General features: G+C 60.9%; 12 protein-coding genes. 11 read left to right on the forward strand and 1 reads right to left on the reverse strand.

The genetic code is table 11. The annotated features are described in order from the left end of the window. The first annotated feature begins 246 nt into the window (after window positions 1-246). From DFR34_RS12250 to DFR34_RS12260, 4 genes are all read left to right on the forward strand, one after another. Entirely contained in the window at window positions 247-1,500 is a 1,254-nt protein-coding gene (locus DFR34_RS12250) for an MFS transporter (protein ID WP_110391444.1), read from the forward strand. A gap of 88 nt (window positions 1,501-1,588) precedes the next feature. Then, window positions 1,589-2,971: a NarK family nitrate/nitrite MFS transporter gene (locus tag DFR34_RS12255; RefSeq protein WP_110391445.1), complete on the forward strand. Its 1,383-nt coding sequence runs from the start codon at window positions 1,589-1,591 to the stop codon at window positions 2,969-2,971. 318 nt (window positions 2,972-3,289) lie between these two features. Then, complete coding sequence (locus DFR34_RS17405; RefSeq protein WP_211309395.1) at window positions 3,290-3,487, forward strand: DUF1016 N-terminal domain-containing protein; 198 nt, start codon at window positions 3,290-3,292, stop codon at window positions 3,485-3,487. Next, window positions 3,454-4,362: a PDDEXK nuclease domain-containing protein gene (locus tag DFR34_RS12260; RefSeq protein WP_211309396.1), complete on the forward strand. Its 909-nt coding sequence runs from the start codon at window positions 3,454-3,456 to the stop codon at window positions 4,360-4,362. The genes DFR34_RS17405 and DFR34_RS12260 overlap by 34 nt, the downstream gene beginning before the upstream one ends. A gap of 153 nt (window positions 4,363-4,515) precedes the next feature. Here the strand turns inward: DFR34_RS12260 and DFR34_RS12265 are convergent, their stop codons facing one another. Further along, the gene (locus DFR34_RS12265; RefSeq protein ID WP_158281816.1) at window positions 4,516-5,226 is read right to left on the reverse strand and encodes a helix-turn-helix domain-containing protein; all 711 of its coding nucleotides are present in this window, start codon (window positions 5,224-5,226) and stop codon (window positions 4,516-4,518) included. 367 nt (window positions 5,227-5,593) lie between these two features. Here DFR34_RS12265 and DFR34_RS12270 point away from each other — a divergent pair, with 367 nt between their 5' ends. The 7 genes from DFR34_RS12270 to DFR34_RS12300 all read left to right on the forward strand — a co-directional run bounded on the left by DFR34_RS12270 (window position 5,594) and on the right by DFR34_RS12300 (window position 15,639). Beyond that, window positions 5,594-9,274, forward strand: coding sequence for a nitrate reductase subunit alpha (locus tag DFR34_RS12270; protein WP_110391447.1), 3,681 nt, complete (start codon window positions 5,594-5,596; stop codon window positions 9,272-9,274). 60 nt (window positions 9,275-9,334) lie between these two features. Beyond that, on the forward strand, window positions 9,335-10,885 hold the full coding sequence (gene narH, locus DFR34_RS12275) for a nitrate reductase subunit beta (protein WP_110391448.1): 1,551 nt from the start codon (window positions 9,335-9,337) through the stop codon (window positions 10,883-10,885). 3 nt (window positions 10,886-10,888) lie between these two features. Further along, complete coding sequence (gene narJ, locus DFR34_RS12280; protein ID WP_110391449.1) at window positions 10,889-11,554, forward strand: nitrate reductase molybdenum cofactor assembly chaperone; 666 nt, start codon at window positions 10,889-10,891, stop codon at window positions 11,552-11,554. Between the two features lie 21 nt (window positions 11,555-11,575). Beyond that, window positions 11,576-12,262, forward strand: a complete 687-nt coding sequence (gene narI / locus DFR34_RS12285) for a respiratory nitrate reductase subunit gamma (RefSeq protein ID WP_110391450.1) — start codon at window positions 11,576-11,578, stop codon at window positions 12,260-12,262. A 140-nt stretch (window positions 12,263-12,402) separates the two neighbouring features. Continuing rightward, entirely contained in the window at window positions 12,403-13,443 is a 1,041-nt protein-coding gene (locus DFR34_RS12290; protein WP_158281817.1) for an Rpn family recombination-promoting nuclease/putative transposase, read from the forward strand. Window positions 13,444-13,762: 319 nt separating this feature from the next. Further along, a complete protein-coding gene (gene ubiU, locus DFR34_RS12295) occupies window positions 13,763-14,758 on the forward strand; it encodes a ubiquinone anaerobic biosynthesis protein UbiU (RefSeq protein ID WP_110391452.1) in 996 nt (331 codons plus the stop codon). After that, a complete protein-coding gene (locus tag DFR34_RS12300; RefSeq protein ID WP_110391453.1) occupies window positions 14,749-15,639 on the forward strand; it encodes a U32 family peptidase in 891 nt (296 codons plus the stop codon). The genes ubiU and DFR34_RS12300 overlap by 10 nt, the downstream gene beginning before the upstream one ends. Window positions 15,640-15,692 lie beyond the last annotated feature (53 nt).

Raw genomic sequence — 15,692 nt, forward strand, 5'->3', positions numbered from 1 at the left:
TCCGGATGACTGATGGGCCGATGATAGGCCAGCGCCGGCCGCGCCACAGTCGGCCATCGGCAGGGTGGGGGATTAGCCATTGGAACTAGGACAGGCTGCCGGCGAGACGGCAGCGCCCCACCCGCTCACCCAAACGGACTAGCCCCGCTAGTTCCAAAAACCCCACTGCGCCCACTGTTCGGCCAATGGGCGGGTGGGCGGCCGGCTCGTAAGCTCGAACCATGATTGATCACCAAAGGAAGCATCATGGCTTCGGACCCCGCACACGCCGGCAATGCCCGGCAATGGTCGGTGCTGGCCGTCAGCACTTTGTCATTCACCGTGTGTTTCATGGTGTGGATGATGTTTGGCGTCGTCGGCATTCCGCTCAAACAACAACTCGGCCTGAATGAAACCGAATTCGGCATCCTCGCCGCCACCCCGGTGCTGACTGGCTCGCTGGTGCGCGTGCCGCTGGGCATCTGGACCGACCGCTTTGGCGGGCGCGTGGTGTTTTTCTTGCTGATGCTGTTCACCGTGCTGCCGATTTATCTGATGGAGTACGCCACCGCCTACTGGCATTTTCTGGCCATTGGCCTGTTTGTTGGCCTGGCCGGCGGCTCGTTTTCGGTGGGCACGCCGTATGTGGCGCGCTGGTTTTCCCGCGACAAGCAAGGTCTGGCCATGGGCGTGTTTGGCGCGGGCAACTCGGGCGCGGCGGTAAACAAATTCGCCGCCCCGGCACTGATTGCCGCTGGCGGCTGGATGCTGGTGCCCAAGGTGTATGCCGGAGTGATGCTGGTGACGGCGATTTTGTTCTGGCTGTTCAGCGCGCATAACCCGCAGCACACCGTGGGCAAGAGCGTGCGCTTTGCCGACCAGCTGAAAGTGATGGGCGACCGTCGTGTCTGGCGCTACAGCCAGTATTACTCGGTGGTGTTTGGCGGCTATGTCGGCCTGGCGCTGTGGATGACCAAGTATTACGTCGGCGAATACGGTTTTGACATGAAGCTGGCGGCGTTTCTGGCGGCCTGTTTCTCGCTGCCCGGCGGCGTGCTGCGCGCCATTGGCGGCTGGATGTCGGACAAATACGGCGCTTACAAAACTACCTGGTGGGTGATGTGGGTGCTGTGGGTGTGCTTCTTTATTTTGTCTTACCCGCAAACCGCGCTGGTGATTCAAACCGTCAAAGGCCCGATGAGCCTGAACATCGGCCTGTCGCCGTGGCTGTTCACCAGCGTCATGGCGGTGGCCGGGGTGGCGATGGCGGTGGGCAAGGCCAGCGTGTTCAAGTTCATCTCGGATGATTTCAGCGACAACATCGGTGCGGTGTCCGGCGTGGTCGGCCTGGCCGGTGGCCTGGGTGGTTTTATCTTGCCGATCATGTTCGGCGCGCTGCTGGACCTGACCGGCGTGCGCACCAGCTGCTTCATGCTGCTGTACGGCACGGTGTGCGTCAGCCTGGTGTGGATGCACTACTCGTTCAAACCCGCCTTGCTCAGCCACCGGCAAGCGGCCTGACCCCCTCACCCATCCGCCGCTGGCCTGTGCGCGCCGGCGGCCAACCAGCGGGGCGGCCGCCCCGCGCTCGCAAGTGGAGAGACTTTCCATGTCCAGTCGCATCATCACCCGCTGGGAGCCGGAGAATCCGACTTTCTGGCAGCAAGAGGGCAAAGCCGTTGCCCGGCGCAATCTGTGGATTTCCATCCCCGCGCTCACCCTGGCCTTCATCATCTGGCAGGTGTGGAGCGTGGCGGTGCTGAACATGCCCAATATCGGCTTTCGCTACAGCGAGAATCAGCTGTTCTGGCTGGCGGCGCTGCCGGCTTTGTCTGGCGCCACGCTGCGGATTTTTTATTCCTTCATGGTGCCGGTGTTTGGCGGGCGCAAGTGGACGGCGCTGTCCACCGCCAGTTTGTTGATTCCGGCCATCGGCATTGGTTTTGCCGTGCAAGACCCCAACACCAGCTACGCCACCATGGCCGGGCTGGCGCTGCTGTGCGGCTTTGGCGGCGGCAATTTCAGCTCGTCGATGGCCAATATCAGCTTTTTCTTTCCCAAGGCCGAAAAAGGCACGGCGCTGGGCCTGAATGCCGGCCTGGGCAATCTGGGCGTGTCGGTGGTGCAGTTTGTCGTGCCCATCGTCATCACCATGGGCTTGTTTGGCGCGCTGGGCGGCGAGCCGCAAACCTGGGTGAAGGGCGCGGTCACCAAGCAGATGTGGCTGCAAAACGCCGGTTTTGTCTGGGCGCCGTTTATTGTGCTGTCCACCCTGGCCGCCTGGTTTGGCATGAATGACCTGGCCTCGGCCAAGGCCTCGTTTGCCGATCAGGCGGTGATTTTCAAGCGCAAGCACAATTGGCTGATGTGCTGGCTGTACATCGGCACCTTTGGCTCGTTCATCGGCTTTGCCGCTGGTTTTCCGCTGCTGGTGAAAGGCCAGTTCCCGCAGATTGACCCGAGCAAATATGTGTTCTTCGGCCCGCTGGTGGGCGCGCTGGCCCGGCCGATTGGCGGCTGGCTGTCCGACAAAATCGGCGGCGCCAAGGTCACACAAACGGTGTTTGTGCTGATGGTGGCGGCGGTGTTTGGCGTGCTGCAATTTCTGCCGCACGGCGGCCAGGGCGGCAACTTCCAGGGCTTTTTCGCCATGTTCCTGTGCCTGTTTGCGCTGACCGGCATCGGCAACGGCTCGACCTTTATGCAAGTGCCGGCTATCTTCCTCACCCTGCACAAGCGCATGGCCAAGCCGGGCGACGCCGCGCAAAAACAAGCCGCCGCCGACGCCACCAAAGAAGCCGCCGCCGTGCTGGGCTTCTCCGGTGCCATTGGTGCCTATGGCGGGTTTTTCATTCCCAAGAGCTATGGCACCTCGATTGCGCTGACCGGCGGCGTGGAAGCGGCCTTGTATGCGTTTATTGCGTTTTATCTGAGCTGCTTGCTGATCAATGGCTGGTATTACGCCCGCAAGAACGCCGAGGTGCCCTGCTGAGCGCAGTGCCAGGCAATACCTGTCTTGTCATCCGTCCGCCCTGTGGGTGGGCGGTTTCTCCGGCTTGTCCACACAAGCATTGCGGCGCCCGCCCCCGGGCGCCGTTTTTTATGCCGGCAGATCGGCCAGCGGCAGTAGGAAGCACCGCGCTAATCACCGCAGATTGTGCGGAGAATATGGACGCATTCGCCGCAGCGCGGGCATACTCGACACACCCAGTGAAACAGAAAAACCCTTGAGCAATCAGCGCATAACGCCGTTCCAGCCCAGCTGCACCGCCCGGCATACAGCCCGCCAAGCACGCTGTGCTGAGTATGATTGACTGCGCCAAGCAAGAGACAACACACCATCAGTGAAAAACCCGTTCGCCTGACCGAGCCGCCAGCAGGCTACTCCGCTTGGCTGACCGAGCTTAAAATTCGGATTCACACTGCCCAACAAAGCGCCACCCTGGCCGTGAATCGTGAACTGGTGCTGCTGTATTGGCAAATCGGGCGCGACATTCTGGCCCGATAAGCAGAACAAGGCTGGGGAGCCAAGGTGATCGAACGGCTGGCCGAGGACCTGCGTTTGGCTTTTCCGGAGAGAAGGGGTTTTCGCCGCGCAATCTCAAGTATATGCGTGCTTTTGCCCAGGCTTGGCCGGATGAAGCAATTGTGCAAGAGGCGCTTGCACAATTGCCCTGGTATCACCATTTGGCGCTGCTGGATAAGTTACCCGACTCAGAAACTCGCCGCTGGTACGCCGCCAAAGCCATTGAGCACAACTGGTCGCGCAATATCCTGGTGATGCAGATCGAAACCCGCCTGCTGGAGCGCAGCGGCCAGGCGGTGTCTAACTTTCCCATGACCTTGCCCAAGCCACAGTCTGATCTGGCCAGAGAATCACTGAAAGACCCGTACCGTTTCGATTTTCTTGGTCTGACCGATGAAGCGCAAGAGCGCGAAATCGAAGCCGCTCTGGTCAAACACGTCACCGAATTCTTACTGGAGCTGGGCGCCGGCTTTGCCTTTGTTGGCCGCCAAGTGCTGCTGGACGTAGGTGGCGACGAGTTTTTTATCGACCTGCTGTTCTACCACCTCAAGCTGCGCTGCTATGTGGTGATCGAACTGAAAGGCGGAAAATTCAAGCCAGAACACCTAGGGCAACTGGGCTTTTATATGACCGCCATAGACCGTCAGGTCAAACACGAACAAGACAACCCCACCATCGGCCTGCTGCTGTGCAAGAGCAAGAATAAGGTGGTGGCGGAATATGCGCTGGGAGACAAAAGCCAGCCGATGGGCATTGCCGAATACAAGATGTTGGAATCCCTGCCCGCTGAGCTACAAACCAGCTTGCCGAGCATTGAGCAGATTGAGCGTGAGTTGATGGGGGATGGAGCAGGATGAATTGCAGACTAATTTTCAATCATTTCGATGTAGCAATTTAATTTCCGCAAGTAACTAAACACTCACCCCCTGAAAACATCAAGCAAAAGACCGCCTTGATGGCAAAACTACTTAATTGCTAGTTCAGCGGCCATTGAAAATCATTTGCTTGAGTCAATCGCTTTCTCTTGAATTATCGCGATCCACCCCTTGCTTATTCAAAACCAAATTCTGACCAATTACCCGAATGAGCAAATTTTCTACAAAAGAACAAAGCAGCTCGTCCTCAATGAGGACATAGGCACCTTTTTGCACAAATGGAGCCAAAAACCATTTTTTCTCAGCATGATCTCGAATTCTTCTTTTAATGTTCTGAGACTTTCCAATATAGACTGGCCGACCAGTAATATCATAAAAAATATATACCCCGCCTTGATCAGGGTGAGTAATTTTGTCGTAAACATCGAAAGAGACCAGCTCAGTCTGATAACCATCTACTGAAGAAGTACGGCCTTTTGCTTTTTTGTAAGTACTACCTGAAAAGGCTTCGATTCTACGAAGAGTTTCATCATCACATGCATCTGCATTTCTAGTAATCACTTCCAGCAGAATGCTCCATTCAACCTCAGCGGCCTCTGAGAAATCCCATATATCAAGGCCACTTTTAACAATCACGTTAATCAGCCAAAATCTAAATTTTTCCCCGTCAGCCTCTTGGTAGCCAAGCGCCTCAAGTATGGACTGATAAACCTCTTCAGATAGGTTCTTTTTTCCACCCTCCAACTGAGAAACCCACGAAGTTGAGTAGCCAATTAGATTGGCCAGCTCTTTTTGGCTAAGTCCAATTGTGTATCTACGATCTCTTAGTAGACTTGAATTTATCATCAGGACACCTATACATGACATGCAATATTTATAAACTTATTCTAGAAGCTACGGAGAAAACGGCTTACTATGACATCCACTCAATAATGCGGGTCGGGTTGTTTTTTGTAGTCTAGAGTGAAAAACAAATATTAGCACCCATCTCTCATCTTTTTCAATACAAGCGCAGAAAGAATAAGTCAAACCACAAAAAACCATTAAATATCATACACCTAAACCCTCCCCCTCCTTTCGAACTACCCCACCCTCCCCCCTCTGCCTCCCTCGCGCTCTCCCTCTGACCAATGGGCGGTTTGCGTGCAGCTTCTTACTCTTGGCGGTATCGGCGCCGGGCTGTCTGGCCCGGCCAACCCCCTTGGAGGCACGCATGAGCCATTTTCTCGACAGACTGAATTTTCTCGGCAAGGTGAAAGCCACTTTCGCCGATGGCCACGGTGCGGTGGTGAAGGAAGACCGCAAGTGGGAGGACGGATACCGCCAGCGCTGGCAGCACGACAAGATCGTGCGCTCCACGCATGGGGTGAACTGCACCGGGTCGTGCAGTTGGAAGGTGTACGTCAAAAACGGGCTGATCACCTGGGAGACGCAGCAGACCGACTATCCGCGCACGCGGCCGGATTTGCCCAACCACGAGCCGCGCGGTTGTCCGCGTGGGGCGTCGTATAGCTGGTATGTGTATTCGGCGCAGCGGGTGAAGTATCCGATGGTGCGCGGGGTGTTGATGCAGCACTGGCGCGAGCTGCGCAAAACGCTGGGGCCGATTCAGGCCTGGCAGCGGATCAGCCAGACGCCGGAAATCGCCTCGCAATACAAAACCCAGCGCGGCCAGGGCGGCTTTGTGCGCGCCAGCTGGGACGAGGTGAACGAGATCATCGCCGCCGCCAATGCCTACACCATCAAGAATTACGGCCCGGATCGGGTGATTGGTTTTTCGCCGATTCCGGCGATGTCGATGGTGTCTTACGCTGCTGGCAGCCGTTACCTGAGCCTGATTGGCGGCGTGCCGCTGTCGTTTTACGACTGGTACTGTGATTTGCCGCCGGCCAGCCCGCAGATTTGGGGCGAGCAGACCGACGTGGCCGAGTCGGCCGATTGGTATAACTCGAATTATCTGATGGTGTGGGGTTCGAATATCCCGATGACGCGCACGCCGGATGCGCATTTTTACACCGAGGTGCGCTACAAGGGCACGAAAACGGTGGCGGTGTCGTCGGACTTTGGCGAGATGGCCAAGTTTGGCGATATCTGGCTGGCGCCCAAGCAGGGCACCGATGCGGCGCTGGCGATGGCGATGGGCCATGTGATTTTCAAGGAATTCCACCTGGAGCGGCCCAGCGAGTATTTTACCGACTACATCCGCCGGCTGACCGATATGCCGATGCTGGTGACGCTCAAGCAGGATGGCAGCCGTTATGTGCCGGAATACTTCCTGCGCGCTTCGCAGCTGACCGGCAATCTGGGCGAGGACAATAACCCGGAATGGAAAACCCTGGCGTTTGACGAGCTCAGCGGTGATCTGGTGGCGCCCAATGGCTCGGTGGGCTTCCGCTGGGGGCAGTCGGGCAAGTGGAACCTGGAAGCGCGGGAAAGCGGCGGCCGTGAGGTGCGCGCCCGTTTGTCGCTGCTTGACCAGCGCGACGCGGTGGCGGCGGTGGCTTTTCCGTATTTTGGCGCCGAGCACGACGAGGTGATGGTGCGCAATGTGCCGGCGCGCAAGGTGCAGCTGGCCAATGGCGAAGAAGTGCTGGTGGCCACGGTGTTCGACCTGATGGCGGCCAATTACGGCATTGATCGCGGCCTGGGCGGCGGCAATGTCGCCAGTTCGTATCTGGATGATGTGCCCTACACCCCGGCCTGGCAGCAAAAGCACACCGGGGTGAAGCCAGAAATGGTGATCCAGGTGGCGCGCGAATTCGCCCAGAACGCCGACCAGACCCACGGCCGCTCGATGGTGATTGTCGGCGCGGCGCTGAACCACTGGTATCACATGGACATGACCTATCGCGGCATCATCAATATGTTGATGCTGTGTGGCTGTATTGGTCAGTCTGGCGGCGGCTGGTGCCATTATGTCGGCCAGGAAAAACTGCGTCCACAAACCGGCTGGGCGCCGCTGGCGTTTGCCGCCGACTGGAATCGCCCGGCCCGGCAGATGAACGGCACCAGCTTCTTCTACGCCCACACCAGCCAGTGGCGACATGAAAAACTGGGCGTGAATGAAATCCTCTGCCCGACCGCCGACGGCAAGATGGCCAATATGGCGTTGATTGACTACAACGCCAAGGCCGAGCGCATGGGCTGGCTGCCGTCCGCCCCGCAACTGAGCGCCAACCCGCTGGACCTCACCCGCCAGGCCGAAGCCGCCGGCAAAGACCCCATCGCCTACGCCGTCGAGCAGCTGAAAACCGGCCAGCTGGACATGGCCTGCAACGACCTGGACAACCCGCAAAACTTCCCGCGCAATCTGTTTGTCTGGCGCTCGAATATTCTGGGCAGCTCGGGCAAGGGGCATGAGTATTTCCTGAAATACCTGCTGGGCACGCAAAACGCGGTGATGGGCAGCGAAGAAGGCTGCATCAAGCCCAGCGAAATCACCGTGCGCCCGGCGGCGCAGGGCAAGCTGGATTTGCTGGTGGTGCTGGATTTCCGCATGTCCACCACCTGCCTGTACGGCGACATCGTGCTGCCCACCGCCACCTGGTACGAAAAAGACGACCTGAACACCTCGGACATGCACCCGTTCATCCACCCGCTGTCGGAGGCGGTGCAGCCCTTGTGGCAGGCCAAGAGCGACTGGGAAATCTACAAGGGCTTCGCCAAGGCGATTTCCGAGGTGGGCGGCGAGTATCTGGGCGTGCAAAAAGACCTGGTGCTCACCCCGCTGATGCACGACACCCCGGAAGAGCTCGGCCAGCCATTCGACCCGCGCGACTGGAAAAAAGGCGAGTGCGAGCCCATCCCCGGCAAGACCATGCCGAAGATGACCGTGGTCGAGCGCGATTACCGCAAGATCCACGAAAAATTCACCTCCATCGGCCCCCTGCTGGAAAAAGTCGGCAACGGCGGCAAGGGCATTGGCTGGCAAACCGGCCACGAAGTGGACGTGCTGCGCGGCCTGAACAAAACCGTGGCCAGCGGCGTGGCCGCCGGGCAACCCAAGCTGGACACGGCGATTGACGCCGCCGAGATGATTCTCACCCTGGCGCCAGAAACCAACGGCCATGTGGCGGTAAAAGCCTGGGCGGCCTTGTCCAAGGTGACTGGCCGCGACCACACCCACCTGGCGCTGCCGCGCGAGCACGACAGCATTCGCTTTCGCGATGTGCAGGCGCAGCCGCGCAAGATCATCAGCTCGCCCACCTGGTCGGGCCTGGAAAGCGAAGAAGTCAGCTACAACGCCGGCTACACCAATGTGCACGAGCTGATCCCCTGGCGCACGCTGACCGGCCGCCAGCAGTTTTATCAGGATCACCTGTGGATGCGCGCCTTTGGCGAAGGGCTGTGTCTGTACAAACCGCATGTCGATCTGAAAACCACTGAGGCGATTCTGGGCAAGAAGCCCAATGGCCACCAGGAGATCGTGCTGAACTGGATTACCCCGCACCAGAAATGGGGCATCCACAGCACCTATTCCGACAACCTGCGCATGCTCACCCTCAGCCGTGGCGGCCCGCACGTATGGGTGTCGGAAATCGACGCCAAAAAAGCCGGCATCGTGGACAACGACTGGATCGAGGTGTTCAACATCAATGGCACGCTCACCGCCCGCGCGGTGGTCAGCCAGCGCGTGCCAGAAGGCATGAGCCTGATGTACCACGCCCAGGAAAAAATCGTGAACGTGCCCGGCGCAGAAACCAGCGGCAAGCGCGGCGGCATCCATAACTCGGTCACCCGCGCGGTCACCAAGCCCACCCACATGATTGGCGGCTATGCGCAGCTGGCCTGGGGCTTTAACTACTACGGCACCGTCGGCTCCAACCGCGATGAATTCGTGATTGTGCGCAAGATGAAGAACGTGGACTGGCTGGACACACCGCTGGCCAAGTGAGGGTAGCCGGCAGGCTGCTCCGGCGGCCCGCCTCCCTCTGCCTTCACCAAGGAGAGATCAATGAAAATCCGTGCACAAATCGGCATGGTGCTGAATCTGGACAAGTGCATTGGCTGTCACACCTGTTCGGTCACCTGCAAAAACGTGTGGACCAGCCGCGATGGCGTGGAATACGCCTGGTTCAATAATGTAGAAACCAAGCCCGGCATTGGCTACCCGAAAGAATGGGAAAACCAGAACAAATGGAACGGCGGCTGGGTGCGCCGCGCCGACGGCAAGCTGGAGCCGCGCCAGGGCGGCAAGCTGAAAATTCTGGCCAATATCTTTGCCAACCCGAACTTGCCGGCCATTGACGAATATTACGAGCCGTTCACCTACGATTACGAACATCTGCAAAACGCCCCGCGCATGCAAACCCCGCCCACCGCGCGGCCGGTGTCGGTGCTGACCGGCAAGAAGATGGACAAAATCGAATGGGGCCCCAACTGGGAAGACGACCTGGGCGGCGAGTTTGCCCAGCGCGCCAAAGACGCGCTGTTTGAAGGCATCCAGAAAGAGATGTACTCGACCTTCGAGAACACCTTCATGATGTATCTGCCGCGCCTGTGCGAGCACTGCCTGAACCCCACCTGCGTGGCCAGCTGCCCGTCCGGCTCGATCTACAAGCGCGAAGATGACGGCATTGTGCTGATTGATCAGGACAAATGCCGCGGCTGGCGCATGTGTATTTCCGGCTGCCCGTACAAAAAGATTTACTACAACTGGACCTCCGGCAAGGCCGAGAAGTGCATCTTCTGCTACCCGCGCATCGAAGCCGGCCAGCCGACGGTGTGCTCGGAAACCTGCGTGGGCCGCATCCGCTATCTGGGCGTGCTGCTGTACGACGCCGACAAAATCGAACACGCCGCCAGCGTGGCCGACCCGAAAGACCTGTACGAATCGCAGCTGAAGGTGTTCCTCGATCCGAACGCGCCGGAGGTGATTGCCGAGGCGAAAAAACAGGGCATCCCCGACGCCTGGATCACTGCGGCGCAAAAATCCCCGGTGTACAAAATGGCGATGGAATGGAAAGTCGCCTTCCCGCTGCACCCGGAATACCGCACCCTGCCGATGGTGTGGTACATCCCGCCGCTCTCGCCGATCCAGTCGGCGATGGAAAACGGCCTGATTGGCGAGCACGGCATCATCCCCTCGGTGAAAGACCTGCGCATCCCGATTCAATACCTGGCCAATCTGCTGACCGCCGGCAAGGAAGAGCCGGTGATCAAAGCGCTGGAAACCATGGTCGCCATGCGCCGCTATATGCGCAAGAAGAGCGTGGACAAAGTGGTGGACCCCAACACGCTCAAGGGCACCCACCTGAACCCGGCGCAAGTGGAAGACATGTACCAGGTGATGGCCATCGCCAACTACGAAGACCGTTTTGTCATCCCGTCCAGCCACAAGGAAATGGTGGAAAACGCCTTCGAAGACAAAGCCAGCTGCGGCTTTACCTTTGGCAACGGCTGCTCGGATGGCCACTCCAATGAAAGCCTGTTTGGCCGCAAAAAAGCCACGCCGATTGTCTTTCACGACATGCGCCGCGACCGCGCGCGCCAGGCCGGAGAATAAACCATGCGCGCCCCTGCCCATCCTTTGAGTTATCGCGTGCTGTCGCTGCTGCTGGACTACCCGGAACAGCCGCTGATCGACGCGCTGCCCGAGCTGGACAGCGCGCTGGCCGATGTTGAACCGGCGCTGTGCGCCCAGTTGGCGCCGCTGTTCGCCCACCTGGGCGGCGAACCCTCGCTGATTGCCTTGCAGGAAACCTACGTCGGCACGTTTGACCGCCAGCCAGCGCACTCGCTGCACCTGTTTGAGCACCTGCATGGCGAAGACCGCGCCCGTGGCCAGGCGATGGTGGACCTGATCGAGGAATACCGCGCCCACGGCTTTGAGCCGGTCAGCCACGAGCTGCCGGATTATCTGCCGCTGTTTCTGGAGTTTCTGTCGCTGTGCGCCGCCGACGAGGCGCGCCGGCTGCTGGACGACGCCGTGCATGTGGTGGCGCACATCGGCCGCCAGTTGGCCTCGCGCGGCTCGCCCTACGCCTGCGTGCTGCAAGCCCTGGCCACGCTGGCCAGCGTGGAGCCGCAACCATTGAGCGTGCCGCCCGTGCGCGATATGGACGAAGCGCTGGAAACCTTCGGCCCCGGCCCGGACGGCGTCGAGCCCCTGCTCAAACCGGCGCTGCCCGAGCTGGCGCCGATCCATTTTCACCCCAGCCGCCCGCACGCCTGACGGCCGGCAAGGAGAGACCCCATGGATACCCTGCATCAATTTCTGTTCGGGATTTACCCGTACATCGCGCTCAGCGTCTTTTTGCTGGGCAGCCTGATCCGCTTCGAGCGCGAGCAATACAGCTGGAAAAGCGAATCCAGCCAGCTCTTGCATCGCGGCAGCCTGCGCCTGGGCAGCATGTTGTTTCACATCGGCGTGCTGGGCCTGTTTTTTGGCCACGCCGTCGGCCTGCTCACCCCGGTGGCGGTGTGGGACGCGCTGGGCGTGTCGCACAGCTTCAAGCAAGTGTTCGCCATGACCGCCGGCGGCGTGATGGGCACGCTGTGCCTGCTGGGCCTGTTGATGCTGCTGTCGCGCCGCCTGGGCAACGCCCGCCTGGCCGCCAACACCACCTGGCGCGACACCCTGGTGCTGGGCTGGCTGCTGGTGACCGTGCTGGCTGGTTTGTCCACCATCTTTGTCTCCGCCCAACACCTGGACGGCCACGAAATGGTGCTGCTGATGAGCTGGGCGCAGCATATCGTCACCCTGCGCGGCGACGCCGCCAGCTTCATCACCGACGCCTCACCAGTGTTCAAGCTGCACTTGTTTCTGGGCATGAGCCTGTTTGTGATCTTCCCGTTCACCCGCCTGGTGCACGTGTGGAGCGGCTTTGCCGCCGTGGGCTACCTGGGCCGCGCCTGGCAACTGGTGCGCCCACGCCGCTGAGCGCGGTGGCCCATCCTGCGTCTGCCCTGAGCAAACCTTCCTCCTGATCCGCCGCCCGCCCGTCTGGCAGACACGCGCAGGCGACGTTTCTCCCCCGGTGTTCCTTGTGGATGCCGGGGGTTTTTTATGGGGAAACTCGCTTGGCCTCAGTCTATTTTTTGGGCCTGACACATGGCCAGCGCGAACCGCAGCCGCTTGAGCCCACCCACCCCACGCGCTACACTGCACAGATGGTCCACCTCCACGATAGCGGTTATAAATACCTGTTTTCTCACGCCGAACTGGTGCAAGAGCTGCTGGAAACCTTCGCCCCGCCGGGCGTGTCCGAGCTGCTCGACTACACCACCTTGCGGCTGGAAAGCGGCAACTACGTCACCCCGGCGATGAAACCGCGTGCCGATGATCTTGTCTGGTCGGTTGAGTTGCAGGGGCGGCGGATTTATCTCTATCTGCTGCTGGAGTTCCAATCCACCCCAGACGACACCATGCCGATGCGCATGCTGCAATATGTCGCCGCGCTGTACGACCATCTATTGCGCAGCAAAGCGGTGGATATCGCCGACGGCCTGCCGCCAGTGCTGCCCATCGTGCTGTATAACGGTGATGCCCGCTGGCGGCAAAGCAGCGAGCTGTATTCGCTGATTCGTCCGCACCCGCCCGTGCTCAAACCGTTTCAGCCGCAGCTGAAATTCTGGCTGCTGGACGAAGGCGCCTTTCCCGCTGCCGAGCTGGAAGACATGCAGCGGGTGATGGCGGCGATTTTTTGTTTTGAACACACACCCGACACTGCTGCCGCCAAACGTGCGATTCGCAGCCTGGCGGATGCCATTGCGAAATCCCCGTTCAAGCAGCGCCTCGACCGGGTATTGGCGCACTGGGTAAAATACCGGCTGAAAAGCAGAATGCCTGGGCTGGCGACACCCGATGCCGAAGAATTGACGAAAGGGATGCACATGCTGGAAACCAATATCGACCGCTGGGAAGCCCAGGCGATTGCCAGGGGGATGCAGCGAGGCGAAGCTTTCTTGTTGCAACGCTTGCTCACCCGGCGTTTTGGCGAACTGTCCGCCTCCCAGCAGGCCAAACTTGCCGCAGCCACGCCTGCCCAGCTGGAAATCTGGGGCGACCGAGTGCTGGACGCGAGCTCGCTGGACGAGGTGTTTGGCGATACCCGTCACTAAGAGTGGCTAACAAAACCCAGCGCAGCGATCCTGGCTAGGCGCACGACCGCAGACAGTACAAGCAGTACAGCAAGGTCGGGCAACGACGCCAGGAGGGTTTTGTTCGCCGCTCTAACCTTGAATTGCCTGACCCTTGGGGCGGATAGCGGCAGCCCGGCCAACACGCCGCCAAGCCAGCCCCCCCAACCCGCTCGATCCCCTCTCCTACTCCCAAAGCACACCTCCCCCTCCGCCAACCGGCCAGCCTTGACCCAGGATAAGGCCGCTGCGCCACCCCGGTCTTACAGTCCCCGCTTGCTTCACCACAAGGAATGCAACCATGGAGCTGATCGCGCCCGCCGGCAATCTGGCGGCGTTAAAGGCGGCGGTGCTGGCGGGGGCGGATGCGGTGTATCTGGGCCTGAAAAACGCCACCAACGCCCGCAATTTTGCCGGGCTTAACTTCACCGAGGCCGACATTGCCCAGGGCGTGGCGTTTGCCCGCCAGCATGGCCGCCAGGTGCTGTTCGCCATCAATACCTTTGCCCAGCCTGGCCGCGCGCAGGAATGGCGGGCGGCGGTGGACGCCGCCTGTCGGCTGGGGGCGGATGCGCTGATTCTGGCCGACCCCGGCGTACTGGCCTACGCCCGCCAGCGCTACCCGCAGCAGCGCCTGCATTTGTCGGTGCAGGGCTCGGCCACCCACGCCGACGCCATCGAGCTGATGCGCGAGCAGTTTGGCATTCAGCGCGTGGTGCTGCCGCGCGTACTCACCGTGACCGACATCGCCCGCCTGATTGAAAAAACCACGGTAGAGGTCGAGGTGTTCGGCTTTGGCAGCCTGTGCGTGATGGCCGAGGGGCGGTGTTTGCTGTCCAGCTTTGCCACTGGCGATTCGCCCAACAATCGCGGCGTGTGCTCGCCAGCGCATGCGGTGCGCTGGCAGCCGCGCGACGGGCAGATGGAGGCGCGCTTGAATGGCCTATTGATCGACCGCTACGCCCCGGACGAACCGGCGGGCTACCCGACGCTGTGCAAGGGGCGCTTTATGGTGGAAGGCCGGCGCGACCATGCGCTAGAAGAGCCCACCAGCCTGAATGCGCTCAGCCTGCTGCCGCGTCTGGCGGCGATTGGCGTGCGCGCCATCAAGATCGAGGGCCGCCAACGCAGCCCGGCCTATGTGGCGCAAGTGGTGGCCACCCTGCGCGCCGCGCTGGACGCCGCCCAGGCTGCGCCAGCGCGCTATCAACCCCAGCCCGATTGGCAACACACGCTGGCCCGCCACGCCGAGGGCAGCCAGACCACGCAGGGAGCATTTGACCGACCATGGAAATGACCGCGCCGTTTCTCATCACCCTGGGCCCGCTGCTGTACTACTGGCCCCGGCACACCGTGCAGGCGTTTTACCGCGAGGTGGCCGCCAGCGCGGTGGACGTGGTGTATCTGGGCGAAACCGTGTGCCTGCGCCGCCATGTGATGCGCCCGGCCGACTGGCTGGACATCGCCGCCGAGCTGACCGCCGCCGGCAAGCAGGTGGTGCTGTCCACGCCAACGCTGGTGGAATCTGGCGCGGCGATTCAACTCACCCACAAGCTGGCCGCTCAGGACGACTGGCTGGTGGAAGCCGGCGACCTGGGCGCCATCCGCGCCCGTGGCGGCCGGCCCTTTGTAGCCGGCCCGCACCTGAACGCCTACCACGGCGACACCCTGCGCTGGCTGGCCAGCCTGGGCGCCTGCCGCTTTGTCGCCCCGCTGGAGCTCAATCGCCACGAACTGGCCGCCCTGCTGGCGGAAGCCCCGCCCGACCTGCCCTGCGAGGTGATGGTGTGGGGGCGCATGCCGCTGGCGTTTTCGGCGCGCTGCTTTACCGCCCGGCACTTTAACCTGAGCAAGGACGACTGCGCCTTTCGCTGCATCGAACACCCCGATGGCCTGGCCATGCGCACCCAGGAAGACGGCGAGTTTCTTACCCTGAACGGCGTGCAAACCCAATCCGGCGCAGCGCTGGATTTGCTCGATCAGGCCCAGGCGCTGGCGCAGTTGGGGGTGGCGGCGCTGCGGGTCAGCCCGCAATCGCAAGGCACGCTGCCAGCCATCGCCGCCCTGGCCGCCGCCCGCGCCGGCCAAGCCAGCCCCAGCGTGACGCCGCCAGCCGGCATTGGCCGCTGCAATGGCTATTGGTGGGGGGAGTCGGGCAATGCCTGGCGCGAATGCTGAGCGCCGCTCAGTGCGGCGTGCCGCCCACGCCCGCCAGCAAACAGCGGCCAACG

This window comes from Rivihabitans pingtungensis, from assembly GCF_003201855.1.
GTDB lineage: Bacteria > Pseudomonadota > Gammaproteobacteria > Burkholderiales > Aquaspirillaceae > Rivihabitans > Rivihabitans pingtungensis.

What these genes read in the sequence shown, in the direction of transcription:
- DFR34_RS12250 (WP_110391444.1), top strand. Translation starts at nt 247, where the DNA reads ATGGCTTCGGACCCCGCACACGCCGGCAATGCCCGGCAATGGTCGGTG.
- DFR34_RS12255 (WP_110391445.1), top strand. Translation starts at nt 1,589, where the DNA reads ATGTCCAGTCGCATCATCACCCGCTGGGAGCCGGAGAATCCGACTTTC.
- DFR34_RS12265 (WP_158281816.1), bottom strand. Translation starts at nt 5,226, where the DNA reads ATGATAAATTCAAGTCTACTAAGAGATCGTAGATACACAATTGGACTT.
- DFR34_RS12270 (WP_110391447.1), top strand. Translation starts at nt 5,594, where the DNA reads ATGAGCCATTTTCTCGACAGACTGAATTTTCTCGGCAAGGTGAAAGCC.
- narH (WP_110391448.1), top strand. Translation starts at nt 9,335, where the DNA reads ATGAAAATCCGTGCACAAATCGGCATGGTGCTGAATCTGGACAAGTGC.
- narJ (WP_110391449.1), top strand. Translation starts at nt 10,889, where the DNA reads ATGCGCGCCCCTGCCCATCCTTTGAGTTATCGCGTGCTGTCGCTGCTG.
- narI (WP_110391450.1), top strand. Translation starts at nt 11,576, where the DNA reads ATGGATACCCTGCATCAATTTCTGTTCGGGATTTACCCGTACATCGCG.
- ubiU (WP_110391452.1), top strand. Translation starts at nt 13,763, where the DNA reads ATGGAGCTGATCGCGCCCGCCGGCAATCTGGCGGCGTTAAAGGCGGCG.
- DFR34_RS12300 (WP_110391453.1), top strand. Translation starts at nt 14,749, where the DNA reads ATGGAAATGACCGCGCCGTTTCTCATCACCCTGGGCCCGCTGCTGTAC.